Raw genomic sequence first — 24,295 nt, 5'->3', positions numbered from 1 at the left:
CCGGCTATCATAACCATCGGCCTGCGGCGTGAGTGCCGCAGGCATTATCTCGTTCCCGGCGCGTCTTGAGCGACGCGCCGTGCGGCTTACTCGGCCGCTTCAGCCGGCGGCAACTCGCCCGGCTTCACCTTGTTGCTGATCAACTCGACGTTGAGGCCGAGCGAGCGCATTTCCTTGACGAGCACGTTGAAGCTCTCGGGGATGCCCGCTTCGAAGTTGTCCTCGCCGCGCACGATCGACTCGTAGACCTTGGTGCGGCCCGCGACGTCGTCCGACTTCACCGTCAGCATTTCCTGCAGCGTGTAGGCGGCGCCGTAAGCCTCGAGCGCCCAGACCTCCATCTCGCCGAAGCGCTGACCGCCGAACTGCGCCTTGCCGCCCAGCGGCTGCTGGGTAACGAGCGAGTACGGGCCGATCGAACGGGCATGGATCTTGTCGTCGACCAGATGGTGCAGCTTCAGCATGTAGATGTAGCCGACCGTGACCTTGCGGTCGAAGGGCTCGCCGGTACGGCCGTCATAGAGCGTCGACTGGCCGGACGAGTGAAGTCCCGCCTGCTCCAGCAGCCGCTCGATATCGGCCTCCTTGGCGCCGTTGAACACCGGCGTCGCCATCGGCACGCCGCGACGCAGGTTCTGGCCCATCTCGACGAGTTCGTTCTCGTCCATCGACGCGATGATCTCGTTGTCGTCGTAGACAGCATCGAACGAAGCCCGCAGCGCCTTGACGTCATGGCCCTTCTTATAGGCGTCGAGCGCAGCACCGATCTGCTTGCCCAGCCCCGCAGCGGCCCATCCGAGATGGGTCTCCAGGATCTGGCCGACGTTCATGCGCGAAGGCACGCCCAGCGGGTTCAGCACGATGTCGGCATGGGTGCCGTCCTCGAGGAACGGCATGTCCTCGGCCGCAACGATGCGCGAGACCACGCCCTTGTTGCCGTGACGGCCGGCCATCTTGTCGCCCGGCTGGATCTTGCGCTTCACCGCGACGAAGACCTTGACCATCTTCATCACGCCCGGAGGCAGTTCATCGCCGCGCTGCAGCTTCTCGACCTTGTCGAGGAAGCGCTGCTCGAGGCGCTTCTTCGACTCGTCGTACTGCTTCCGCATCGCTTCGATCTCGGTCATCAGCGGATCGTCGCCGACCGCAAACAGCCACCACTGCGAACGCGGGAACTCGCTCATGCCCTCGCGGGTGATGACCGTGTCCTTCTTGAAGCCCTTGGGGCCGGCAAGACCGGTCTTGCCGTTCAGAATGTCGGCGAGACGGGCGAAGGTGTTGCGGTCGAGGATCGCCTGCTCGTCGTCGCGGTCCTTGGCGAGACGCTCGATCTCCTCGCGCTCGATCGCCTGGGCGCGCTCATCCTTGTCGACGCCGTGGCGGTTGAACACGCGCACTTCGACGATCGTGCCCTGCACGCCCGGCGGCACCCGCAGCGAGGTGTCGCGCACGTCCGAGGCCTTTTCGCCGAAGATGGCGCGCAGCAGCTTCTCTTCCGGCGTCATCGGGCTTTCGCCCTTGGGCGTGATCTTGCCGACGAGGATGTCGCCAGCAGCCACTTCGGCGCCGATATAGACGATGCCGGCTTCGTCCAGGTTCTTCAGCGCTTCTTCCGAGACGTTCGGGATGTCGCGCGTGATTTCCTCCGGGCCCAGCTTGGTGTCGCGGGCCATGACCTCGAATTCCTCGATATGGATCGAGGTGAAGATGTCTTCCGAGACGATCTTCTCCGAGAGCAGGATCGAGTCCTCGAAGTTGTAGCCGTTCCACGGCATGAACGCGACGAGCACGTTGCGGCCGAGCGCGAGCTCGCCGAACTCGGTCGACGGGCCGTCGGCGACGATGTCACCCTTCTTGATGATGTCGCCGACGCGCACCAGCGGACGCTGCGTGATGCAGGTCGACTGGTTGGAGCGCTGGAACTTCTGCAGGCGATAGATGTCGACGCCGGGCTTGGTCGGGTCCATCTCGTCGGAGGCGCGGATAACGATACGCGTCGCATCGACCTGGTCGACGACGCCGCCACGGCGGGCAGCGATCGCAGCGCCCGAGTCGCGGGCCACGACGGCTTCCATGCCGGTGCCGACGAAAGGAGCGTCAGCGCGAACCAGCGGCACCGCCTGGCGCTGCATGTTCGAGCCCATCAGCGCGCGGTTCGCGTCGTCGTTCTCAAGGAACGGGATCAGCGCCGCAGCGACCGAGACGAGCTGCTTGGGCGAGACGTCCATGAAGTCGACCTTGTCGACCGGCGTGACGATGACTTCACCGGCGCGGCGGCAGACGATCAGGTCGTCGGTGAGACGGCCTTCCTTGTCGGTCGCGGCATTGGCCTGGGCGACGTTGTACTTCGCCTCCTCCATCGCCGAGAGATAGATGATCTCGTCGGTCTGGCGGCCGTCGCGGATGCGGCGATAGGGGCTCTCGATGAAGCCGTATTTGTTCACCCGCGCGAAGGTGGCGAGCGAGTTGATCAGACCGATATTCGGGCCCTCCGGCGTTTCGATCGGGCAGATGCGGCCGTAATGGGTCGGGTGCACGTCGCGCACCTCGAAGCCGGCACGCTCGCGGGTCAGACCGCCCGGTCCAAGCGCCGAAAGACGACGCTTATGCGTGACTTCCGAGAGCGGGTTGGTCTGGTCCATGAACTGCGAGAGCTGCGACGAGCCGAAGAACTCGCGCACGGCGGCAGCCGCCGGCTTGGCGTTGATCAGGTCCTGCGGCATCACCGTGTCGATGTCGACCGAGGACATGCGCTCCTTGATGGCGCGCTCCATGCGCAGCAGACCCAGGCGATACTGGTTCTCCATCAGCTCGCCGACCGAGCGGACGCGGCGGTTGCCGAGATGGTCGATGTCGTCGATCTCGCCCTTGCCGTCGCGCAGGTCGACCAGCGCCTTGACGACCGCGAAGATGTCCTCCTTGCGCAGGATGCGCACGGTGTCCTCGGCGTCGAGGTCGAGGCGCATGTTCATCTTGACGCGGCCGACGGCCGACAGGTCGTAGCGCTCCGCGTCGAAGAACAGCGACTGGAACATGTTCTCGGCGGTCTCGAGCGTCGGCGGCTCGCCGGGACGCATCACGCGGTAGATGTCGAACAGCGCCTCTTCACGGCGCGAATTCTTGTCCACGTTGAGCGTGTTGCGGATATAGGGGCCGACCGTGATGTGGTCGATGTCGAGCACCGGGATCTCGTCGAAGCCCGCATCGGTGAGCAGCTTCAGCGACTTCTCGGTGATCTCCTCGCCGGCCTCGGCGAAGACTTCACCGGTCGCGGGGTTGACCAGATCCTCGGCGATGTACTGGGTGTAAAGGTCCTCATCCGTGGCGCGCAGGAACTTGAGGCCCTTCTCGGCGAGCTGCCGGGCGGTGCGCGCGACGAGCTTCTTGCCGGCCTCGACCACGACCTCGCCAGTGTCGGCGTCGATCATGTCGGCAGTGGCCTTGAAGCCCTTCATGCGCTCCGCATCATAGGGAACGCGCCAGCCCTTGGGATCGCGGACATAGTTGATATGGGCGTAGAAGCGGCTGAGGATCTCCTCGCCGTCCATGCCGAGCGCGAACAGCAGCGACGTGACCGGGATCTTACGCTTCCGGTCGATGCGGGCGTAGACGATGTCCTTGGCGTCGAATTCGATGTCGAGCCAGGACCCGCGATAGGGGATGATGCGTGCGGCGAAGAGCAGCTTGCCCGAGGAATGGGTCTTGCCCTTGTCGTGGTCGAAGAACACGCCCGGCGAACGGTGCATCTGCGAGACGATGACGCGCTCGGTGCCGTTGACGATGAAGGTGCCGTTATCGGTCATGAGCGGCATGTCGCCCATGTAGACATCCTGCTCCTTGATGTCCTTGACCGACTTCGCCTGGGTGTCGGGATCGATATCGAACACGATCAGGCGCAGCGTCACCTTGAGCGGCGCAGAGAAGGTCATACCGCGCTGGCGGCACTCGTCGACGTCGTATTTCGGCGGCTCGAAGGTGTATTTGACGAATTCGAGCAGCGAAGCGCCCGAGAAATCGCCGATCGGGAAGACCGACTTGAAGACGGACTGCAGGCCTTCGTCGCCGCGGCCGCCCTTGGGCTCGTCGACCATCAGGAACTGGTCGTAGGACGCCTTCTGAACCTCGATGAGGTTCGGCATCTGCGCCACTTCCTTGAGTTTTCCGAAGAACTTGCGGACGCGCCTGCGGCCCTGGAGCGAATTGACCATTTTGTTCCTCGCAATCTCTCGGACGGCTCACCCGGCAGTCTGCCGCAGTAGAGGCGGCTTGGCCGCCGGGTGAGCCGTTCGGCGCATCATCGCGCCGACATCATCTGAACTGGAGCCCCACAACGCAAGGTTGCGTCGGAAGCTTTCTCAACCTGTCCGCACGCAAGTACGGAAACGACGCAACAGCCCCGGAGGCGGAAAACCGCCCCGGGACTGTCTGTGTTGACTAGGGTCGGACCGGCATTACGCCGGCCCAGCTCACTTGAGCTCGACCTTGGCGCCGACGGCCTCGAGCTGCTTCTTGAGCTTCTCGGCCTCGTCCTTGGTCACCGACTCCTTGACAGCCTTCGGAGCGGCCTCGACCAGGTCCTTGGCTTCCTTGAGGCCCAGGCCGGTGATGGCGCGGACTTCCTTGATGACTTCAATCTTCTTGTCGCCGGCGGCGGCAAGAATGACGTTGAACTCGGTCTGCTCTTCGACAGCAGCAGCGGCGGGGCCAGCGGCGGGGCCAGCAACCGCAACGGCGGCGGCGGCGGAAACGCCCCACTTCTCTTCGAGAAGCTTGGCGAGGTCGGCGGCCTCGAGGACCGTGAGGGACGACAGCTCGTCAACGAGCTTAGCAAGATCAGCCATGGTTAAGTTCCTACGTAAAAGAGGTTCGAACGTTGATCAGGGGTAACTGGCCGTTCAGGCCGCATCCTTGTCGGCATATGCCTGAAACACACGCGCGAGCTTCGCAGCAGGCGCGGTCGAGAGCTGGGCAAGCTTGGTTGCAGGAGCCTGAAGCAGGCCGAGCAACTTGGCGCGCAGTTCGTCGAGCGAGGGCATCGTGGCCAGGGCCTTGACGCCGTCGGGGTTCAGGGCGGTCTTGCCCATCGCGCCGCCGAGGATGACGAGCTTGTCATTGTCCTTGGCGAAAGCGGTGGCGACCTTCGGCGCCGCGACCGGATCGTTGGAATAAGCGATCAGGGTGGGACCCGTCAGCAGCTTGCTGATGGACGCGACGTCGGTGCCTTCAAGAGCGATCTTGGCCAGCCGGTTCTTTGCGACCTTCACGGTGGCGCCATTGGCCTTCATCTCGCGACGAAGCTTCTGGAACTGGGCCACCGTCAAACCCGCATAGTGGGCCACGACGACGACCGACGTGTTCGCAAACACACCGTTCAGCGTCGCGACGGCATCATTCTTTGCCGTTCTATCCACTGGGCTCTCTCCGGTAGGCGGCAGGCTTGAGGGCTTGCCGCCGGTTGCACGTGTCGCTCTCAAGAAACCCCGGTTGACACCGGCGCTGGATAAGAGCGACGCTCAGTGCCCTGTCCCCGCTCTTGACCGTTGCCGGCCGCGATCGGGCGAGATGGTTCGAACCGTCTTCGGGATCTTGCGATCCCGCTTGAGCTCTTGCACCGTCTATGCAGGCCTCTTGGCGAAATTATGCCCCCAGCCGAAGCCGAGGAGCACCTGCAGTCTCAGACAGGACTGGATGATTCGGGCCCAAAGATCGCTCTCCGCGCCCCAAACACCCATTCTTCGGCGGCAAACCGCCGAAAAACGCGAAACGGACCCCCTCGTGCGAAGCACGCTGGAGCCCACATCACTTATGGAAACAGGCCTGCGTCTTAACGCTTTCGCCTGCTTCTGCCAAGTGGGGACTTGACCCCGTCGGATCAAGCCCGGGCAACGGCCGGCGCAAAGCCGGCCGTCAGGCCTCTCAGCCGCCCATCACCGTGTTGGGCTCGATCTTGACGCCCGGACCCATGGTCGAGGAAATCGCGACGCGCTGGATATAGGTGCCCTTGGCGCCGGCAGGCTTGGCCTTGGCGACGGAATCGGCGAACGCCTTGATGTTCTCGGCGAGCTTGTCGGCCGTGAACGAGACCTTGCCGACGGCGGCATGCACGATGCCGGCCTTCTCGACGCGGAACTCGACCGAGCCGCCCTTGGACGCCGCAACCGCGGTGGTGATGTCCATGGTGACGGTGCCGACCTTCGGGTTCGGCATCAGGCCGCGCGGGCCCAGCACCTTACCGAGACGGCCGACCAGCGGCATCATGTCCGGGGTCGCGATGCAGCGATCGAACTCGATCGTGCCCTTGGAGACGAGATCGACCAGCTCTTCGGCGCCGACGATGTCGGCCCCGGCCTTCTTGGCCTCTTCCGCCTTGGCGCCGCGAGCAAACACCGCGACGCGCAGGACGCGGCCCGAGCCGTTGGGCAGATTGCAGACGCCGCGGACCATCTGGTCGGCGTGGCGCGGATCGACGCCCAGGTTCATCGCGACCTCAACGGTCTCGTCGAACTTGGCGTTGGCGCGCTCCTTGACCATCGCGACAGCGAGATCGAGCGGGTAGAGCTTGGTGCGGTCGATGCCCTCACGGGCCTTCACGACGCGCTTTGCGACATGTGCCATCGTCTGTTTCCCCTCAGCCCACGACTTCCAGGCCCATGGACCGGGCGGAGCCCTTGATCATGGACGAGGCGGATTCGATCGAATCGCAGTTGAGATCGGCCATCTTCTTCTCGGCGATCTCTGTGATCTGAGCGACGGTGACCTTGCCGACGTTGCCGCCGCGACCAGGCGTCTTCGAGCCGGCGGTCAGGCCAGCGGCCTTCTTCAGCCAGTACGAGACCGGCGGCTGCTTCATCTCGAAGGTGAAGGAGCGATCCTGATACGCGGTGATGATCACCGGGATCGGCATGCCCTTTTCCATCTGCGCGGTCTTCGCGTTGAAGGCCTTGCAGAATTCCATGATGTTGAGGCCGCGCTGACCCAGCGCCGGACCGATCGGCGGCGACGGATTGGCCGCGCCCGCCGGAACCTGAAGCTTCACGTAACCCGTGATCTTCTTTGCCATGATGGCTGCTCCTGCCGTCCGCTCCGACGCCTATCGGAACGACGACGCCCTGCCCGCGAACTGCTTCGCTCGGGGTCAGGGTGGTTGCAGAGCGTGGTGCGGCGCCGTTGATCCGGCTGGCGACCGGCACGCCTCCCACGCGGTTGAGGCGCGCCCTATGACACAGGGCGGCGCCGAAGGGAAGCCCCGAAAGGCCTTCCGGTAATGCTCAGAGCTTCTCGACCTGCCCGTATTCGAGCTCGACCGGGGTCGCGCGGCCGAAGATCGAGACCGCGACCTTGAGCCGGGCGCGGCCGTGATCGACATCCTCGACCACGCCGTTGAACGAGGCGAAGGGCCCGTCGGAGACCTTCACCTGCTCGCCGATCTCGAAGACGACCGTCGGCTTGGGCCGCTCGATGCCCTCGGCGACCTGGCCCTTGATCCGCATCGCCTCGACCTCGGGGATCGGCATGGGCTTGGCCTTGTCGGCGCCCAGGAAGCCGGTGACCTTCGGCGTGTTCTTGATCAGGTGATAGACCTCGTCGGTCATCTCGCACTTCACCAGCACATAGCCGGGGAAGAACTTGCGCTCGGCATCGACCTTGCGGCCGCGCCGAACCTCGACGACCTTCTCGGTCGGCACCAGGACCTCGTCGAACTTGTCGGCGAGATTGCGCTGCGCCGCCTGATCGCGGATCGACTGCGCGACCTTGTTCTCGAAGTTGGAATAGGCGTGGACGATGTACCAGCGAGTTGTCACGTGTCTGATTCCGTTCAGCGTGCGCCGAGGATGATGCCGAGCGACCAACGAATGATCGTATCGGTGAAAAGGAAGAACAGGCTCGAGACGACCACCATGGCGAGCACGAGACCCGTCGTGATCAGCGTCTCGCGCCGAGACGGCCAGGTGACCTTCGTCGCTTCGGTGCGAACGTCCTGCAGGAAGCTGAAGGGGTTGGTCTTAGCCATCGTATCACCTCGGGTTCCAAAACCGCGCTCCGGCCCTCGCCGAAGGCCGAATCGGCCGTCCTGAAACATTCGCGGCGCGGGGCTCGTGGAGCCGCGCGCCGTCATGACGTGCCTCTTACAACGGGCCGCAGCGTTAGCCAAGCGCCTTTTCAGCGGCCTGGGAGCGGCCCAGGACAGGAGCTAGAGGCGTTTGCAGCCCAGGAGCAGGAAGGATGGCCGCTCCCGCTCCTTCGCCCATTCCGGATGGGCCATAACCTGATCCTCGCTGGGAGCCCATTCGACGCAATGCGTCAGGGCAAAGCCGGCGCAGCGGAGCAAATCGAGATAGGTCGCGATCGTGCGGTGCTGCTTGATCACGCCCTTCGCCAGCCAGTCCGTGGTGCGCGGCCCTTCCGCCAGATAGCCGTTCACAGGCCAGGCCGGCTGCCCGTCGGGGTCGAGCGACCAGCCCTGATGAGCAGGAGCCGTCATCAAGGGGTGTTCGACCGAGCAGACCAGCATGCCGCCAGGCGGCAGGGCCTGCCCGACCCTCTCGAGCAACCCGCCGAGATCCGTCAGATAATGAAAGGCAAGCGAACTATAGGCGAGATCGAAGCTGCCGGGTGCCGGCGCGAAGCGCTCCAGATCGGCGCGCTCATAGCTGACGGCTTTGTCGCCGGTCTCGTCCCGCGCCCTAGCCAGCATGCGCTCGGAGACATCGACGCCGAGCACGCTCGCCGCGCCGTTCTCCCGTGCCCAACGGCAAAACCAGCCAAAGCCGCAGCCGAGATCGAGAACCCTGAGACCGCGCAGATCGGGAAGGAAGCTTTGCAGCACCGGCCATTCGGGCGCGCCGTCGAGGCCGTGAAGCGAACGCGGCAACTGGCTGTAGGCGCTGAAGAAAGCCGGTATATCGTAGATGTTCTGCGTCATCGGCGATCTACAGAACCAACCGGCGCCGGAAAGCGGCTTCGTGCGGGACTGGCAGGGGCGGTAGGGCTCGAACCTACGACAACCGGTTTTGGAGACCGGTACTCTACCAACTGAGCTACACCCCTGTAGTCGGCGATGCTTTGCCTCAAGGCGCGGAGGTTTTCAAGTCGAAAACGCAGCCGATCATCATCCTTTGCGGTAGGGGCCGAGTTCCCTGGCATAACGCTCGACCAGCTTCAGGCCGAATTCCGTCGGCCGCAGCGCCGGGCCGCGATCATGGATCGCGATCCCCGCCCGCGCCCCGAATATCCGCTTGCCATAGCAGAGCAGGGCCTCGATCGACTGCATGATGAAGATAATGGCCGGCAGCACCTCCCGGTAGACGGCTTCGGCTCCCGCTTCGTCCTTTACAATATAGCGATTATAGGCGCGCAGCGCATAGTCGATCGTGTCTGGCGCCAGGATCATGCCGACACAGCCGGCGCGGAAATTGTCGATCAATTCGAGCCCGCCCCGACCATTCAGGATGGGTAGGCGCCCTTCGGTGACCGCGATCAGCCGCTCGATCTCGACGACGGAACCCTCTCCCTTGATGAGGCAGATGTTCGGGTGCTGCCGCACCAGTTCGCGGATATCCTCCGCCGACAGACCACGGCCCATATAGGCAGGGGCGTTCTGGATCGCGACCGGTAACGAGGTTGCCTCGGCGACGCGCCCGAAGAAGCGGATATACTCGGCGGCGCCGAAGCTGCCGACCATGGGCGGCTGGAGAATCACCCAATCCGCGCCATTCCGCTCCGCGACGCGGACGAGATCGATCTGCTCCGCCACCGACGAGCCGAAGATGGTGAAGGCGAGCGGCTTGCGGCCGGCAACGTCCTCCGCCATCCACTCCATGATCGTGCGGCGCTCGGCAACGGTGAGCTTCGAGACTTCGGTGGCGAGGCCAAGCGCCGCCAGGCCCTGCACGTCGAGATCGAGGCTGATCTGAGTCTGCCGGCGCATCGCATCCCGATCTAGCCGCTCCTGCGCATCAAACAGGGCGAAGACGATCGAATGGATGCCGGGAAAGGGTGGCTTGAATTGCATCGGGCATGCTCCTCCATGATCGGAGCGGCTGGGCCCGCTCTCTCAGGCAAATCTAGAGCATGAAATTCGCAGGCGGCGCATAACGCTTCGGCGGGCCGGCTGCGCGGCAAGGGCATGGATTAAAACAGAAAAGGGCGGCGTTTCCGCCGCCCTTTCAAAGCTTTGCAGCCGATGCTTGAATCAAGCGATGATGCTTGCGACGACGCCTGCACCGACGGTGCGGCCGCCTTCGCGGATGGCGAAGCGCAGCTTCTCCTCCATCGCGATCGGCACGATCAGGTGCACTTCCATGGCGATGTTGTCGCCAGGCATCACCATCTCGGTGCCCTCAGGCAGGTGCACCACGCCGGTCACGTCCGTCGTGCGGAAGTAGAACTGCGGGCGGTAGTTGGTGAAGAACGGGGTATGACGACCGCCCTCCTCCTTGGTCAGGATGTAGGCCTCGGCCTTGAACTTGGTGTGCGGCTTCACCGAACCCGGCTTGCACAGGATCTGGCCGCGCTCGACGTCCTCGCGCTTCGTGCCACGCAGCAGCGCGCCGATGTTGTCGCCGGCCTGGCCCTGGTCGAGCAGCTTGCGGAACATCTCGACGCCCGTCACCGTCGTCTTGACCGTGTCTTTCAGGCCGACGATCTCGATTTCCTCGCCGACCTTGACGATGCCGCGCTCGACGCGACCCGTCACGACCGTGCCGCGACCCGAGATCGAGAACACGTCCTCGACCGGCATCAGGAACGGCAGGTCCAGCGGACGCGCCGGCTGCGGGATGTACTCGTCGACCGTCTTCATCAGCGCCAGCACCGCGTCATGGCCGATGGCCTTGTCGCCATTGTCCAGCGCAACCTTCGCCGAACCCTTGGTGATCGGGATGTCGTCGCCCGGGAAGTCGTACTTCGACAGAAGCTCGCGGATCTCCATCTCGACCAGCTCGAGCAGCTCGGCGTCGTCGACCAGGTCGACCTTGTTCATGAACACCACCAGCGCGGGAACGCCGACCTGGCGCGCCAGCAGGATGTGCTCGCGGGTCTGCGGCATCGGGCCATCAGCTGCCGACACGACCAGGATCGCGCCGTCCATCTGCGCCGCGCCCGTGATCATGTTCTTCACATAGTCGGCGTGGCCGGGGCAGTCGACGTGAGCATAGTGGCGCGCAGCCGTCTCGTACTCGACGTGAGCGGTCGAGATCGTGATGCCGCGGGCCTTCTCCTCCGGCGCCTTGTCGATCTGGTCATACGCCGTGAACGTGGCGCCGCCAGACTCGGCCAGAATCTTCGTGATCGCCGCCGTCAAAGACGTCTTGCCATGGTCAACGTGACCAATCGTTCCAATGTTGCAATGCGGCTTCGTGCGCGCGAATTTCTCTTTGGCCATGACACCTGTTTCCTGACAACGGCCCTACGAGGCCTGAAAAGCGCGGTCGCATTAGGGGTTTTTGGTGGAGGATGCAAGTTGCGGCTTCGCCACCGGCAGGCCTGCCGGGACCGCATCACGAGAGCGATAGCCGCGGAGCTGGTCCAGCACGCTCCGGCGACCGCCAATACGCTTCAGCAAATGCGCCGTCACGGGGAAGCCATTGGACGGCGTGCTCGCAACATCGCCAGCATCTGGATCATCGCGCCACACTTGCGGCCCGCACCGCCAGCCAGGCCACGACCGGCGCCGCGAGGACGGCCAGAACGGCGGCGATCAGGAAATAACTGGCAAAGCCCAGATGCTGCGCCACCCAGCCGGCCCCGAGGCCACCGGCCATGCTGACGATGGCGTCCATGCCTTGCAGCAACGTGAAGTCGATCCCGGCCTGGCGCGGATCGGCGATCGCCATGAACTGCGCGTAGAGCGCGACGAAGCCGAGCGCCATGATCCCCGAAGAGCTCGCCAAAGCGAGCCCGACCAGCATGCCGCGAGGTACGGTGCCCTGGGACGCCGCCAGGGCCAGAAGCCCGAGCACCGCGCCCTGCAGCAGCAGAGCGAGCAGCATGACCCGCCTCGCCCCCATCCAACGGACGAGGCCGCCGCCGAGCAACGCACAGGCGAGCCCGAGCGCCAGCCCGCCGAACCCGTTGACCAGCCCGATCGATTCGAGGTCCAGCCCGACATCGATCAGGAACGGCCCCATCATGCTCACTCCCCATTTCTGCAGCATGACATAGACCGCAGCCAGGATCAGTCCCTGGCGCATCTGCGGGCGCTGCAAGGCGAAGCGCAGCGAGGGGCGATGGCTGCGCAGCCCCGGTGAGACCGGAGCCGGCGACAGCAGGAATGGCAGCAGCAGCGCGACGATCATGCCGGCAGCGGCCAGTACCGCGCTGCTCCAGCCGAACCGCGCGACGAGGATGAGGAAGAGCCCCGAGCCGATCGCCGAGCCGAGATAGGCCCCGCCGACCTGTGCCGCATTGCCCCAGCCATGATGCCGCAGCGCGAGCGTTTCGACCGCATGGCCATCGCAGGCGATGTCGGCCGTCGAGGCCGCAAAGGCGATGGCGACGAGAACGGCGAGCAAGGGCAGCCAATGCGCCGGCCCGATGGCGCTGACCGCGACCAGCCCTAGCACCGTGAGGAGACCGCAGCCGGCGACGATCTGGCGCGAGCGCGTGGCGCCTGCCGGAGGCAGGCGGTAACGCTCGACGGCTGCCGCCCAGACTATCTTCAGCGCCCAGGGCAGGCTGATGAGGTGGACGAGCCCGATCTGATCAAGCGCTACGCCACGCTCGCGCAGCACGCTCGGCAGCGCGATGAAGGCAAGCCCGCCAAGAATGCTCTGCCCGACATAAAGCCCGCCGAGCGCGAGCACGATACCCAGCGGAGAGGTCAGGCGCTTCACCCACGCGCCCGCGACGAGGACCTGGTTCACCAACGGTAACGCAGGCTGGCGATGACCTTCCGGCCCTCGTCGAAATAGCAGAAGCCGCCGGTGCAGGTCTGCTCGACCTTGTCGAGGAGATTGGTGGCGTTGACCTGGAACCGGACGCCCTTGAAGCGCGGGTCGAGGTACTCGAGATCGTAGCGCAGGGACGCGTCGAGCAGGGTTCGCGGCGCATTGTCGAGGACAGGCCGGTTCAGATTGTCGCCCAGGCTCGAACCGACATAGCGCGCGCCCACGCCAAGGCCGAGGCCACGCGCCGGCCCCTCCTGCACCGTATAGTCCAGCCAGACCGAGGCCATGTGATAGGGAATGCTGGTCAGGCGGTTGCCCGCCGTCTCGTCGGTGAGCTTGAGGATACGCGCATCGTTGTAGGCATAGGAGGCCTGGATGCTGAGCCCGTTGGCGAGAGAGGCGACGCCTTCGATCTCGAAGCCCTGCGAGCGCATGCCGAGCTGGACCTGGCGATTATAGCCGTTGACGACCTCGTAGACGACCGCGTTGTCCTGGCGCAGCTCGAACACCGCCGCACGCAGCGAGGCGTTGTAGCCCGGCAGATCGTATTTGACGCCGGCCTCGATCTGCTCGCCCGTGGTGGGCACTGCGACCGCACCGGACAGGACCGTGCCCGAATTGGGCACGAAGGAGGTCGCATAGCTGACATAAGGGGCGAGGCCGAAATCGGTGACGTAGCTCAAGGCGGCGCGCCCGGTCGCCTTGTTGCCGGTCTGCTTCGTCTCGGTCGGCATGACGCCTGCCGAGCCCGCCTCGAAATTGCTGGAGAACCAATCCTGACGCCCGCCCAGGGTCAATCGCCAATTCTGCCAGCTGATCTGGTCCTGCGCGTAGAGGCCGACCAGCGTCTGCGTCTGCGCCGTGCGATAGCCGAGGGTGGCGTTGTAGCCGATCGGGACCCCGCCATAGCCCTCCTTGCCGCGATAATGCAGATAGCTGAAATCGACGCCGGTCAGGATGCGGTGCGCGAGCGGCCCCGTGTTCAGCCTGGTCTCGAGGCTGGTGTCGACCGAGACGCCTTGCGTGCGCTCCTTCGTCAGCCCGGAATCCGTGAGGTAGACATATTGCTGGTTCGAGGCGAGCGCGGAGTAACGGGCGCGCTGGCGCAGCGTGAACATCTCGCCGAAGGAGTGCTCGAACTCGTAGCCGATGCGCCCCTGCTGCTGGCGGAAATCATTGTAGCGCTTGTCCCCGCCGAAGACCTTGGTCGCGCCGATCGACTTGTAGAGCAGGCTGCCCTGCCGATCGATATAGGGGCCGTATTCATTGACATAGGCCGCCGTGCCGCCAGTGGTCGAATCCATGTATTCGGCGAGCAAGGTCAGCTTGGTGAGCTCGTTCGGCTTCCAGGTGAAGGCGGGCGCAATGAAAACGCGATCGTCCTTGATCGCGCTGATCTGGTTGTTGGCGTCGCGAACCAGGCCCGTCAGCCGGTAGAGCAACGTCTTGTCGGCATTGGCCGGGCCGGACAGGTCGAAACTGAACTGCTTGCGGCCGAAGGAGCCCGCCTGGACCTCGATCTCGCGGAAGGGCGTCTCGGTCGGCCGCTTCGAGATCAAGTCGACGATGCCGGCGGAGGTGCTGGCGCCGTAGATCGCCCCTGCCGGCCCGCGCAGCACCGAGATCGCCTCCAGCCCATAGGGCTCCAGCCGGAACAGGCCGTTAGGGCTGCCGATCTGGCGCAGCCCGTCGCGGAACACGGCGTTCTGCGTGACGTCGACACCGCGAATCGTGAAGGCATCGTAGCGCGGATCGAAGCCATAGGTGCCGACGCGCGAGCCCGGCGTATAGGACAGGGCGTCCAGCAAGGCCTGCGGCTTGCGCTGCTCCAGCTGCGTTTGCGTCACCGTCGAGATCGACTGCGGGATCTCCAGCACCGGCGTATCGGTCTTGGTGGCGCTGCGCGTCGCGGTCGCGACATAGCCATTCGCGCTGACCACTCCACCCGTGCCGCCCGCCCCCTGGACGATCACCTCTTCGAGCTGGATCGCAGGTGCCCGATCGGCCTGGGCCTTGACGGCGGAAGGAGCGAACAACAGGGCCGACGAGGCCAGCAAGACAAAACGAAGAGTCACAACGGCGATGCCTTCAAAAGATTGAATGCCTGCCGACTAACAATTTACCGGAATTGAATCCAGTATAGATTCGCTTATTTGAGTTATTCTAAAAATACATCGCAAGAATATACTCTTTGTATTAATTCATAACAGCCTCTAGCCGCCGAACACCCGCCGATACCGCGCCACCACATCCGCCGCGCCCGAGACTTTCTCGCGATTGTCGGAGAGTTTCACCGCCGGGCGGCCATTGGCCTTGCTCACCTTGCAGACCAGCGACATCGGGTCGAGTTCGCGCGAACCGTCCGGCGAGCAGCCGACGAGGTCATTGGTGAGGTCGGTGCCCCAGCCGAAGGCCATGCGGACCTTGCCGTCGAAATGGTGGTAGACGCGCTCGATCGCGGAAACATCGAGCCCGTCGGAGAAGACCAGCAGCTTCTCCCTGGGGTCGCGGCCCTTGGTGCGCCACCACGCCATGATCTCCTCGCCGGCCGGGATCGGCGGAGCGGAATCGGGCCGGAAGCCGGTCCAATCGGCGACCCAGTCGGGCGCGTGCCGCAGGAAGCTCGTCGTGCCGAAGGCGTCGGGCAACGCAATCAGCAGATTGCCGCCGTAGACCTGGCGCCATTCGTCGAGCACGCGATAGGGCGCGCGCAGCAACTCCTCGTCGCTTTCGGCCAGCGCAGCCAGCACCATCGGCAATTCATGCGCGTTGGTGCCGATCGCCTCCAGGTCGTTGTCCATCGCCAGCAGCACGTTGGAGGTGCCGCTGAAGGCGGGACCCAGCCCCTCCTTCAATGCCTCGACGCACCAGCGCTGCCAGAGATGGCCATGGCGCCGGCGCGTGCCGAAATCGGAGAGCCGCAGATTCGGCAGCTTCTGCAGCCGGTCGACCTTGTCCCACATCTTCGCCTTGGCGCGGGCATAGAGCACATCGAGCGAGAAACGCTTCTGGCCGACCATGACACGGCGGGCGCGCAATTCGTTGATGATGGCGAGCGCCGGAACCTCCCACATCGTGGCATGCGTCCAGGGCCCCTCGAAATGCAGTTCGAACTGCCCGTCGACGCGGCGCAGATCGTATTCGGGCAAGCGGAAATCCGCGAGCCAGGTGATGAAATCCGGCGAGAACATTTGCGTCTTGCCGTAGAAGCTGTTGCCCGCCAGCCAGATCAATTCCTTCTTCGAGAAGCGGACCTCGCGCGCATGGTCGAGCTGGGCGCGCAACTCGGCCTCGTCGACGATATCGGCGAGCCGGATATGGCGCGAGCGGTTGATCAGCGAGAAGGTGACCTGCACCTCCGGATGGAAGGCCCGGATCATCTGCAGCATCAGGAGCTTGTAGAAATCGGTGTCGAGCAGGCTGCGGATGATCGGATCAAGCCGCCAGCCATGATTATAGGTGCGCGACGCGATATCGGTGACGGTCATGGCGGGGCCGCAGGGTCCGTGATGCTCAAAGGGCAGCACATGACTAGGCGAGGTCGCGCCTTTTTGACAATCGTCTTGCGTCGGGAGGCGCAGACGGGCGCGCATGCCCCTTCCGCATATGAGGCGCTTGTCTCGACACCGCGAAGCGGGAAGAGTCCCAACAAATCAAAAGACGACCCTAGAGCAGGATGCGAAAAAGTGGGGACCGGTTTTTCGCATTGATCCTGCTCTAACTCTTTGGATGAGAGACGGATTCAGATTTCAGATGGGATCACTCTGTGATCCCATCTGAAATCATCCGGCTCTAGGGAGAGACGATGACATCGAACGGCAGCAGCGCCGGCTGGCGGGCCCATGGCTGAGAGCGCCAGCCACACCATTCCCCGCGTCAACTTGCCCAATGTCAGCCTCGCCGAACGGGCCTGGCGCATTCGCCGCAACGCCCTGCGCATGGGCGAGGTCCAGGGCCAGGGCTATATCGCCCAGGCGCTCGGTGTCGCCGACGTGCTCGCGGTCTCGTATTTCCACGCTTTGACCTATCGCCCGCACGAGCCGGAATGGGAGGGGCGCGACCGCTTCCTGCTCTCGATCGGGCACTATGCGATCGCGCTCTATGCCGCGCTGATCGAAGCCGGGATCATCCCCGAGGATGAGCTCGAAACTTATGGCGGCGACGACAGCCGGCTGCCGATGTCGGGCATGGCGGCCTATACGCCGGGCATGGAGATCACCGGCGGCTCGCTCGGCCATGGGCTCGGCATTGCCGTCGGCATGGCTCTGGGCCTGAAGCGCAAGGCGTCAAAGAGCTTCGTCTACAACCTGTTCTCCGATGGCGAACTCGATGAGGGCTCGACCTGGGAGGCGGCCATGGCGGCAGGTTCCCACAAGCTCGACAACCTGATCGGTATCGTCGACGTCAACAACATGCAGGCCGATGGCCCCTCGACGCAGGTGATGAATTTCGAGCCGCTGGTTCCGAAATTCGAGGCTTTCGGCTGGCATGTCCAGCGCGTCGACGGCAACGACCTCGCGGCGCTGGTAGAGGCCTTCGATGCGGCGCGCCACAGCGAGGCGAGGAAGCCCCGCATCATCATCTGCGACACCAGGATGGCCAAGGGCGTGCCCTTCCTCGAGGAGCGCGAGCGCAATCATTTCCTGCGTGTCGAACCGGAGGAATGGGTCGAGGCTCTGGCCATTCTCGATGCAGGGAGGCCGGCATGAGGCCCTCGAAATACGAACGCCCCGCCCATCTCGACAATCCGGCGCTCGGCGGCACGCGGCTCACCACCTCGGCGATGATCGCCTCGATCGCAGGGCCGGACCAGCGCACCAGGGCAGCGCCGTTCGGCCACGCCCTGGTCGAACTCGCCAGGACACGGCCCGACATCGTCGGTGTCACCGCTGACCTGAGCAAATACACCGACCTGCATCTCTTCGCGAAGGCCTATCCCGACCGCTTCTACCAGATGGGCATGGCCGAGCAGGTGATGATCTCGACGGCGGCAGGGCTGGCGCGCGAGGGTTTCACGCCCTTCGCCACGACCTATGCGGTCTTCGCGGCGCGGCGGGCCTACGACTTCATCTTCATGGCGATCGCGGAGGAGAACCTCAACGTCAAGATCGTCTGCGCCCTGCCCGGCCTGACCACGGGCTACGGCCCGAGCCACCAGGCGACAGAAGACATCGCGATCTTCCGCGGCATGCCGAACCTGACCATCATCGACCCTTGCGACGCCCATGAGATCGAGCAGGCGGTACCCGCGATCGCGGCGCATCAAGGGCCGGTCTATATGCGGCTCTTGCGCGGCAATGTCCCGCTCGTGCTCGACGAGTACGGCTACCGTTTCGAACTCGGCAAGGCCAAGACGATCCGCGACGGCCGCGACGTGCTGATCATCTCGTCCGGCTTGATGACGATGCGGGCCCTGGAGGCCGCCAAGCGGCTCGAGGCTGACCGCATCGATGTCGCGGTGCTGCATGTGCCGACGATCAAGCCGCTCGATGGCGAGGCGATCCAGCGCGAGGCTGCCCGCACCGGCCGCATGGTGATTGCGGCCGAGAACCATTCGGTCGTCGGCGGCCTCGGCGAGGCGGTGGCGGGAGTGCTGATGCGGGCCAACATCCACCCGCCCGCCTTCCGCCAGATCGCCCTGCCCGACGCCTTCCTGGATGCAGGCGCACTGCCGACGCTGCACGACCGCTACGGCATCTCGACCGGCGCGATGGTCGCGAGCATCAAGAGCTGGCTCTGACGAACCAAGTCGTCATGGCTTCGCTTCGCCCGCAATAACGGGAGCTGCGTTGACAGGCTCGGCCAACTCGGCAAGGAGCAAGCCTCGTCGGCGCACTCGCATGCGCCGCGTTGTCGGGAGCCGGGATTGAGCGCGACATCACAAGCGGCGCAGAGTTTCATCGACCACGTCCACGGCCGTGAGGTCGTGCTCGGGATCGTCGGCCTCGGCTATGTCGGCATCCCCCTGGCGCTGGCGGCGCTGCGCCGGGGCATCAAAGTCGTCGGCTTCGATATCGACCAGCCGCGGGTCGATCAGATCAATGCCGGCAAGGAGACGATCAAGCACATTCCGATGGAGCTGATCGTCGAGGGCCTGAAGACGGGACGCTTCAATGCCACGACGGATTTCGACCGATTGGCCGAGCCCGACGCGCTGCTGATCTGCGTGCCGACGCCGCTCTCGCGCCATCGCGAGCCCGATCTCTCCTATGTCCGCCAGACCACGGAAGCGATCGCCAGGCGCCTGCGGCCGGGCCAATTGATCGTACTCGAATCGACCACCTATCCCGGCACCACGGACGAATTGATGCGCCCGATCCTCGAGGCCGCCACCGGCCTCAAGAGCGGGAGGGATTTCTTCCTCGCCTATTCTCCCGAGCGCGAGGACCCCGGCAACGGAGAGTTCGGCACCTCCGATATTCCCAAGGTCGTCGGCGGCGACGGACCCGATGCCCTCGCCATGGCTGATGCGCTCTACGCCGCGCTCGTGGTCAAGACGGTGCCGGTCTCCTCGACCGCAACCGCCGAGGCGGTGAAGCTGACCGAGAACATCTTCCGCGCCGTCAACATCGCGCTCGTCAACGAGTTGAAGCAGGTCTACGCCGCGATGGGCATCGACATCTGGGAGGTGATCGACGCTGCCAAGACGAAACCCTTCGGCTACATGCCGTTCTATCCGGGCCCGGGCTTAGGCGGGCACTGCATCCCGATCGACCCGTTCTACCTGACCTGGAAAGCACGCGAATTCGACGTCACGACGCGTTTCATCGAGCTCGCCGGCCAGATCAACACCGACATGCCCTATCGCGTCGTCGACCGGCTGGCGGAGCTTGTGGACACACAACTCGGCCGCGGCTTCAGCGGTGCGCGCATCCTCGTCCTCGGCATCGCCTACAAGAAGAACATCGAGGACATGCGCGAGAGCCCTGCCCTCAAGCTGATCGAGTTGATCGAGGCCCGCGGCGCGAGCGCCGCCTATCACGATCCGCATATCGCCGAGATCCGGCCGACGCGGAAGCATGGTGGCCTGACCGCCCGCAAGAGCCAGGCGCTGAGCGCCGAGACGCTTGCCGCCTTCGATGCCGTGCTGATCGCGACGGACCATGACGACGTCGATTACGGCCTCGTCGTCCGCCATGCCAAGCTTGTGGTGGATACCCGCAACGCCTGCGCCCGGCATGGGCTTGCGGCCAAGACCATCTTCAAGGCCTGATACGACGATGAATAGCGCTGAGCCAGCTTACGATCTCGCCGTCATCGGCGGTGGCATCAACGGTTGCGGCATCGCCCGTGACGCCACCGGGCGCGGAGCCTCGGTCGTGCTGTTCGAGAAGGACGACCTCGCCAGCGCCACCTCCTCGGCCTCGACCAAACTGATCCATGGCGGCCTGCGCTATCTCGAGCACTATGAATTTCGGCTGGTGCGCGAAGCCTTGATGGAGCGCGAGCGGCTCTGGCGGCTCGCGCCGCACATCATCCGGCCGCTGCGCTTCGTGCTACCGCACCATGCCGGCCTGCGCCCCGCCTGGCTGCTCCGGCTCGGGCTCTTCCTCTACGACCATATCGGCGGACGAAAGCTCCTGCCGGCGACGAAGACACTCGATCTTGCTCATGATCCTGCCGGCCGGCCGCTCAAGGACGACCATGCGCGGGCTTTTGAATATTCCGATTGCTGGGCCGAGGATTCCCGCCTCGTCGTGCTGAACGCGGCTGATGCAGCCACTAAGGGAGCCGCGATCCACACACGAACAAAGGTCGTCTCGGCCGATCGCGACGGCGACCTCTGGCGGATCGTCGGGGAAGGCGAAGCCGGCCGCATCACCGTGACCGCCAAGGCGCTGGTCAACGCCGCCGGCCCCTGGGTCGGCGAGGTTCTGGGCGGCGTCGTGCGCTCGAACACCAAGGCCGCCGTCCGCATGGTCCAGGGCAGCCATATCGTCGTGCCCAAACTCTACGAGCACGACCGCTGCTACATCTTCCAGAACGCCGACGGCCGTATCATCTTCGCGATCCCCTATGAGCACGACTTCACCCTGATCGGCACCACCGATCGCGACTACGAGGGCGACCCCGCCCAGGCCAAGGCGACGCCCGAGGAGATCGATTATCTCTGCGCCGCCGCGAGCGAGTATTTTCGCGCAGCCGTCACGCCGGGGCAGGTCGTCTGGACCTATTCCGGCGTGCGTCCGCTCTATGACGACGGCGCCTCCAAGGCGCAGGAAGCGACGCGCGACTATGTGCTGACGCTCGACGCGCCCAAGGGCGAAGCCCCGCTGCTCTCGGTCTTCGGCGGCAAGATCACGACCTATCGCCGCCTCGCCGAAGCGGCTCTGGACAAGCTCGCGCCGCATGCCGGCTGGGCCGGCCGGCCCGCCTGGACCGTCAACGGCACATTGCCCGGCGGCGATTTCCCGGTGACCGGCTTCGAGGCGCTGGTCGACGAGATCGCCGCCGCCCATCCCTGGCTGGCGCGATCGACCGTGGCGCGGCTGGTGCGCGCCTATGGCACGAAGGCGCGCGAGATTCTCGCCGACGCACAAGGCATGAGCGATCTCGGCGGCCATTTCGGCGCCGACCTTTATGAGCGCGAGCTGCGCTATCTGATCCGCAAGGAATGGGCGAAGCGCGGCGCGGACGTGCTCTGGCGCCGCGGCAAGCTGGGCTTGCGCCTCTCAGTGGAGGAGCGCGAGGCACTGGACGCCTTCATGCTGGCCGAGGCGAAGACAGCGACCGAGCCGGCTGTCTGAAAGCATCGAGGCTGGACGGTGTCTCAGCGCACCTTGCGCGCCAGCAAGAAGAGCGCAACGGCAGCAAGTGCCGACAAGGCGATGAGAAGCAAGCTGCTCGGCATCAAGCCCGCCCGCTCGATCAGGATGGCGAAGGCCAGCGGAGCCGCGGCTTTCACCGCGAGCCCCGGCGCCGAAAGCTTACCCAGCATCGCGCCATATCCGGCCGGGCCGAAGAGCTGCAGCGGCACCGTTCCACGTACGATCGAGCTCAGGCCCATGCTGACGCCATAAGCGATGGCGAAGAGCCCGGCGAGCATCGCAGTCGTATTGCCGATCATCAGCATGAGGAAGCCGAACGGCATCAACGCGGCCGAAACCCAGGCCGTCGTGACAGGGGCGAGCGCGGTGCCGAAGAGCATCTCGGCCAGACGCCCAGCGACCTGCGAAGGGCCGACGATCGCGCCGATGCCGACGGCGAGCCCGGCGCTCAGGCCCAGCCCCTGCAGCATCGTCAGCATATGCACCGACATGGCCGAAACGACGAAGCCCTGCAGCGAGAAGGCGAGCGCAAGCAGCATGAAGGCACGTCGCCGCGCCTCGCCTTCGAGATAGCCATCCTGCGGTGCAGTCACCGCAGTGGCTACGGGCGTCACAACCGGCAGGCGATGAGGGCGCCCGGGCAGCAGGAACAGATGCAGGGGCACGCAGAGCCCGAACTGCAGCACGGCATAGAGCCGGTAGATCTCGCGCCAGTCGAACCCGTTCAGCAGGGCTGTCGTCAGCGGCCAGAACAGGGTCGAGGCAAAGCCGCCGATCAAGGTGAGCTGGCTGATGGCGCGCCGCGCGCCACCGCCCTTCGCCTGCGTCAGGGCGGTGAAGGCGGCGTCGTACAGCACCATGGTCGAGACGACCTCGAGCGCGATCATGGCGGCGAAATAGCCAACCGGCCCGCGCGCTTCCGCCAGCGCCAGCAGCGAAAGACCAGCCAGACCCGAACCCAGGCTCATGATCATGCGGGTGCCATGCTGGTCGATCAGGCGGCCCACGAGCGGTGCGATCAGACCGCCGGCCAGCAAGCCGGCAGCAAAGCCGCCATAGGTCCATTCCGGAGCCCAGCCGAAGCTCGCCGTCATGCCCGGCGCGAGCACGGCGAAGGCATAGTACAGGCAGCCATAGCCGACGACCTGGGTAACGCCGAGGGCGAGGATGAGGGACAGCTCTCTCCACCCGGAAGGAGCAGGCGACGGCAGCAACGAGCGCGGCATCAGGCTTCGGCCACCTCATGAGCAGCACTGCGAACCGGCGTGCCTCCACAGCCGCAACCAGCTTTGCCCGAGGCCTTCGCCTGGGCATCATCCGCGCAGCAGGCATCGACCGCTGCGGGAGCCGGGCCGCCACAACAGCCGGAGTCGGCCACGGCAGGGCCGCCCGGCCTCGTGCTGCAGACGCCGGTCTCGGGCAGCACAAGTTCGACCCGCCGCGCCGCCGCACGATCGCCCGCGATCTCGGCTACGATCGAGCGGACCTGCTCATGGCCGGTGGCCAGCAGGAACGTCGGTGCCCGGCCATAAGCCTTCATGCCCGCTATATAGAAGCCGGGCTCGGGATGGGCGAGTTCGGCCGCTCCATGCGGACGCACCGTGCCGCAGGAATGCTCGTTGGGATCAATCAGGGGGGCAAGGGCGGGTGGACATTCCAGGGCCGGATCGAGCTGGACCCTGAGTTCACGCAGCAAAGCGAGATCGGGCCGGAACCCGGTTGCGACGATCAACTCGTCGACCGTCACATCGCGCCCGCCGCCATTGGCCGCCACGAGTTGCAGACCCGCCTCCACCCGTTCGATCCGGCCAAGCTGGAAGCCCGTCTCGACCGCGATCAGGCCTCGCTCGACGAGCTTTGCGATGCGCATGCCCAGTTCGCCGCGCGCGGTCAGCTGATCGGCTGCCCCGCCGCCAAAGGCCTTCGACAGCAAGGTCCCGCGATAAAGCCAGGCGATCCGGGTTCCGGGCGCGCGCTCCTGCAGATCGGCGAGCGCGATCAGCGTGCCGATGGCGGAATGTCCTCCGCCCAGAACCGCAATCCGCTTGCCGGCATAGCGCGCCCACGCTTCGCCCAGCACATCGGGCATGCCGTAGCTGATCGCAGCAGCGGCCTCGCACTCCCCGAGCGCCGCTAGCCCAGCCGAGCCGGCCGGATTCGGCGAGAACCATGTGCCGGAGGCGTCGATCACCGCGTCCGCCAGCAGGTTTTTTTCACCGGTTCCACTGCCATAGCGCAGAGCAAAGGGCACGCGATCACGCCCGGCCGTCCTGACCTTGTCGAAACCGGAACGGGTCACGGAGAGCACGCGCGCATCGAAATGAATCGCATCGCGCAGCGCTGAGCGTTGCGCCAAGGGTGCAAGATACTGATCGATCAGCTCGCCGCCGGTCGGGTATCCACCCGGATCTGGACGGCTCCAGCCGGATGCGACCAGCAGCCGCTCCGCCGCGCCATCGATGTTGAAAGCCCAGGGCGAGAACATCGGCACATGCGCCCAATGCCGCACGGCATGCCCGACCGCACTGCCCTGCTCCAGCACGACCGGTCTCAGGCCGCGTTCGGTGGCATGGGCCGCCGCCGCCAGTCCAACCGGCCCCGCTCCGATGATCGCAATGGTCTTGATCTCCGCCATCTCAT

General features: G+C 65.1%; 19 protein-coding genes and 1 tRNA gene. 4 read left to right on the top strand and 16 right to left on the bottom strand.

The annotated features are described in order from the left end of the window. Positions 1 to 86 precede the first annotated feature (86 nt). From rpoB to pncB, 14 genes are all read right to left on the bottom strand, one after another. Positions 87 to 4,208 carry a DNA-directed RNA polymerase subunit beta gene (gene rpoB / locus ACSQ3P_RS02020; RefSeq protein ID WP_092178542.1) on the bottom strand — a complete coding sequence of 1,374 codons (4,122 nt, stop codon included), beginning with the start codon at positions 4,206 to 4,208 and terminating at the stop codon, positions 87 to 89. A gap of 258 nt (positions 4,209 to 4,466) precedes the next feature. Further along, positions 4,467 to 4,841 (bottom strand): 50S ribosomal protein L7/L12, encoded by a 375-nt coding sequence (gene rplL, locus ACSQ3P_RS02015; RefSeq protein WP_103717372.1) that lies wholly within the window; start codon positions 4,839 to 4,841, stop codon positions 4,467 to 4,469. A 54-nt stretch (positions 4,842 to 4,895) separates the two neighbouring features. Beyond that, on the bottom strand, positions 4,896 to 5,411 hold the full coding sequence (gene rplJ / locus ACSQ3P_RS02010; RefSeq protein WP_310160526.1) for a 50S ribosomal protein L10: 516 nt from the start codon (positions 5,409 to 5,411) through the stop codon (positions 4,896 to 4,898). Positions 5,412 to 5,916: 505 nt separating this feature from the next. Then, positions 5,917 to 6,615 (bottom strand): 50S ribosomal protein L1, encoded by a 699-nt coding sequence (gene rplA / locus ACSQ3P_RS02005; RefSeq protein ID WP_069692165.1) that lies wholly within the window; start codon positions 6,613 to 6,615, stop codon positions 5,917 to 5,919. A 13-nt stretch (positions 6,616 to 6,628) separates the two neighbouring features. Beyond that, a complete protein-coding gene (gene rplK, locus ACSQ3P_RS02000; protein WP_069692166.1) occupies positions 6,629 to 7,060 on the bottom strand; it encodes a 50S ribosomal protein L11 in 432 nt (143 codons plus the stop codon). Positions 7,061 to 7,268: 208 nt separating this feature from the next. Next, the gene (gene nusG, locus ACSQ3P_RS01995; protein WP_069692167.1) at positions 7,269 to 7,802 is read right to left on the bottom strand and encodes a transcription termination/antitermination protein NusG; all 534 of its coding nucleotides are present in this window, start codon (positions 7,800 to 7,802) and stop codon (positions 7,269 to 7,271) included. A gap of 14 nt (positions 7,803 to 7,816) precedes the next feature. Next, positions 7,817 to 8,011 carry a preprotein translocase subunit SecE gene (gene secE / locus ACSQ3P_RS01990; RefSeq protein ID WP_069692168.1) on the bottom strand — a complete coding sequence of 65 codons (195 nt, stop codon included), beginning with the start codon at positions 8,009 to 8,011 and terminating at the stop codon, positions 7,817 to 7,819. A gap of 180 nt (positions 8,012 to 8,191) precedes the next feature. Further along, positions 8,192 to 8,923 (bottom strand): class I SAM-dependent methyltransferase, encoded by a 732-nt coding sequence (locus ACSQ3P_RS01985; RefSeq protein WP_436164016.1) that lies wholly within the window; start codon positions 8,921 to 8,923, stop codon positions 8,192 to 8,194. Between the two features lie 49 nt (positions 8,924 to 8,972). Next, positions 8,973 to 9,048 (bottom strand) — tRNA-Trp (locus ACSQ3P_RS01980). A gap of 61 nt (positions 9,049 to 9,109) precedes the next feature. Beyond that, on the bottom strand, positions 9,110 to 10,012 hold the full coding sequence (locus ACSQ3P_RS01975; RefSeq protein ID WP_436164015.1) for a dihydrodipicolinate synthase family protein: 903 nt from the start codon (positions 10,010 to 10,012) through the stop codon (positions 9,110 to 9,112). Positions 10,013 to 10,192: 180 nt separating this feature from the next. Then, on the bottom strand, positions 10,193 to 11,383 hold the full coding sequence (gene tuf, locus ACSQ3P_RS01970; RefSeq protein WP_436164014.1) for an elongation factor Tu: 1,191 nt from the start codon (positions 11,381 to 11,383) through the stop codon (positions 10,193 to 10,195). 238 nt (positions 11,384 to 11,621) lie between these two features. After that, positions 11,622 to 12,863: an MFS transporter gene (locus tag ACSQ3P_RS01965; protein ID WP_436164013.1), complete on the bottom strand. Its 1,242-nt coding sequence runs from the start codon at positions 12,861 to 12,863 to the stop codon at positions 11,622 to 11,624. Beyond that, positions 12,860 to 14,962, bottom strand: a complete 2,103-nt coding sequence (locus tag ACSQ3P_RS01960; protein ID WP_436164012.1) for a TonB-dependent siderophore receptor — start codon at positions 14,960 to 14,962, stop codon at positions 12,860 to 12,862. Before ACSQ3P_RS01960 ends, ACSQ3P_RS01965 begins: the two co-directional genes overlap by 4 nt. Positions 14,963 to 15,100: 138 nt before the next feature. Then, a complete protein-coding gene (gene pncB / locus ACSQ3P_RS01955) occupies positions 15,101 to 16,375 on the bottom strand; it encodes a nicotinate phosphoribosyltransferase (protein WP_436164011.1) in 1,275 nt (424 codons plus the stop codon). Positions 16,376 to 16,729: 354 nt separating this feature from the next. Between pncB and ACSQ3P_RS01950 the strand changes: the two genes are divergently transcribed. The 4 genes from ACSQ3P_RS01950 to glpD all read left to right on the top strand — a co-directional run bounded on the left by ACSQ3P_RS01950 (position 16,730) and on the right by glpD (position 21,634). Beyond that, the gene (locus tag ACSQ3P_RS01950) at positions 16,730 to 17,596 is read left to right on the top strand and encodes a transketolase (protein WP_436164010.1); all 867 of its coding nucleotides are present in this window, start codon (positions 16,730 to 16,732) and stop codon (positions 17,594 to 17,596) included. Next, positions 17,593 to 18,627 carry a transketolase family protein gene (locus ACSQ3P_RS01945; protein ID WP_436164009.1) on the top strand — a complete coding sequence of 345 codons (1,035 nt, stop codon included), beginning with the start codon at positions 17,593 to 17,595 and terminating at the stop codon, positions 18,625 to 18,627. The genes ACSQ3P_RS01950 and ACSQ3P_RS01945 overlap by 4 nt, the downstream gene beginning before the upstream one ends. A 126-nt stretch (positions 18,628 to 18,753) precedes the next feature. Then, on the top strand, positions 18,754 to 20,100 hold the full coding sequence (locus ACSQ3P_RS01940) for a nucleotide sugar dehydrogenase (RefSeq protein WP_436164008.1): 1,347 nt from the start codon (positions 18,754 to 18,756) through the stop codon (positions 20,098 to 20,100). A gap of 7 nt (positions 20,101 to 20,107) precedes the next feature. Continuing rightward, entirely contained in the window at positions 20,108 to 21,634 is a 1,527-nt protein-coding gene (glpD, locus tag ACSQ3P_RS01935; RefSeq protein ID WP_436164007.1) for a glycerol-3-phosphate dehydrogenase, read from the top strand. A gap of 23 nt (positions 21,635 to 21,657) precedes the next feature. On the opposite strand, the gene ACSQ3P_RS01930 is transcribed toward glpD, so the two are convergent. Both ACSQ3P_RS01930 and ACSQ3P_RS01925 read right to left on the bottom strand, forming a co-directional pair. Continuing rightward, positions 21,658 to 22,881, bottom strand: coding sequence for an MFS transporter (locus tag ACSQ3P_RS01930; protein ID WP_436164006.1), 1,224 nt, complete (start codon positions 22,879 to 22,881; stop codon positions 21,658 to 21,660). Next, positions 22,881 to 24,290: an NAD(P)-binding domain-containing protein gene (locus ACSQ3P_RS01925; protein ID WP_436164005.1), complete on the bottom strand. Its 1,410-nt coding sequence runs from the start codon at positions 24,288 to 24,290 to the stop codon at positions 22,881 to 22,883. Before ACSQ3P_RS01925 ends, ACSQ3P_RS01930 begins: the two co-directional genes overlap by 1 nt. Positions 24,291 to 24,295 lie beyond the last annotated feature (5 nt).

This window comes from Allobosea sp. LjRoot9, assembly GCF_964252745.1.
In the GTDB taxonomy this organism is placed as follows: Bacteria; Pseudomonadota; Alphaproteobacteria; order Rhizobiales; family Beijerinckiaceae; genus Allobosea.
Note: the sequence above shows the minus strand (reverse complement) of the source record. Positions and strands in the feature narration are given on the sequence as shown.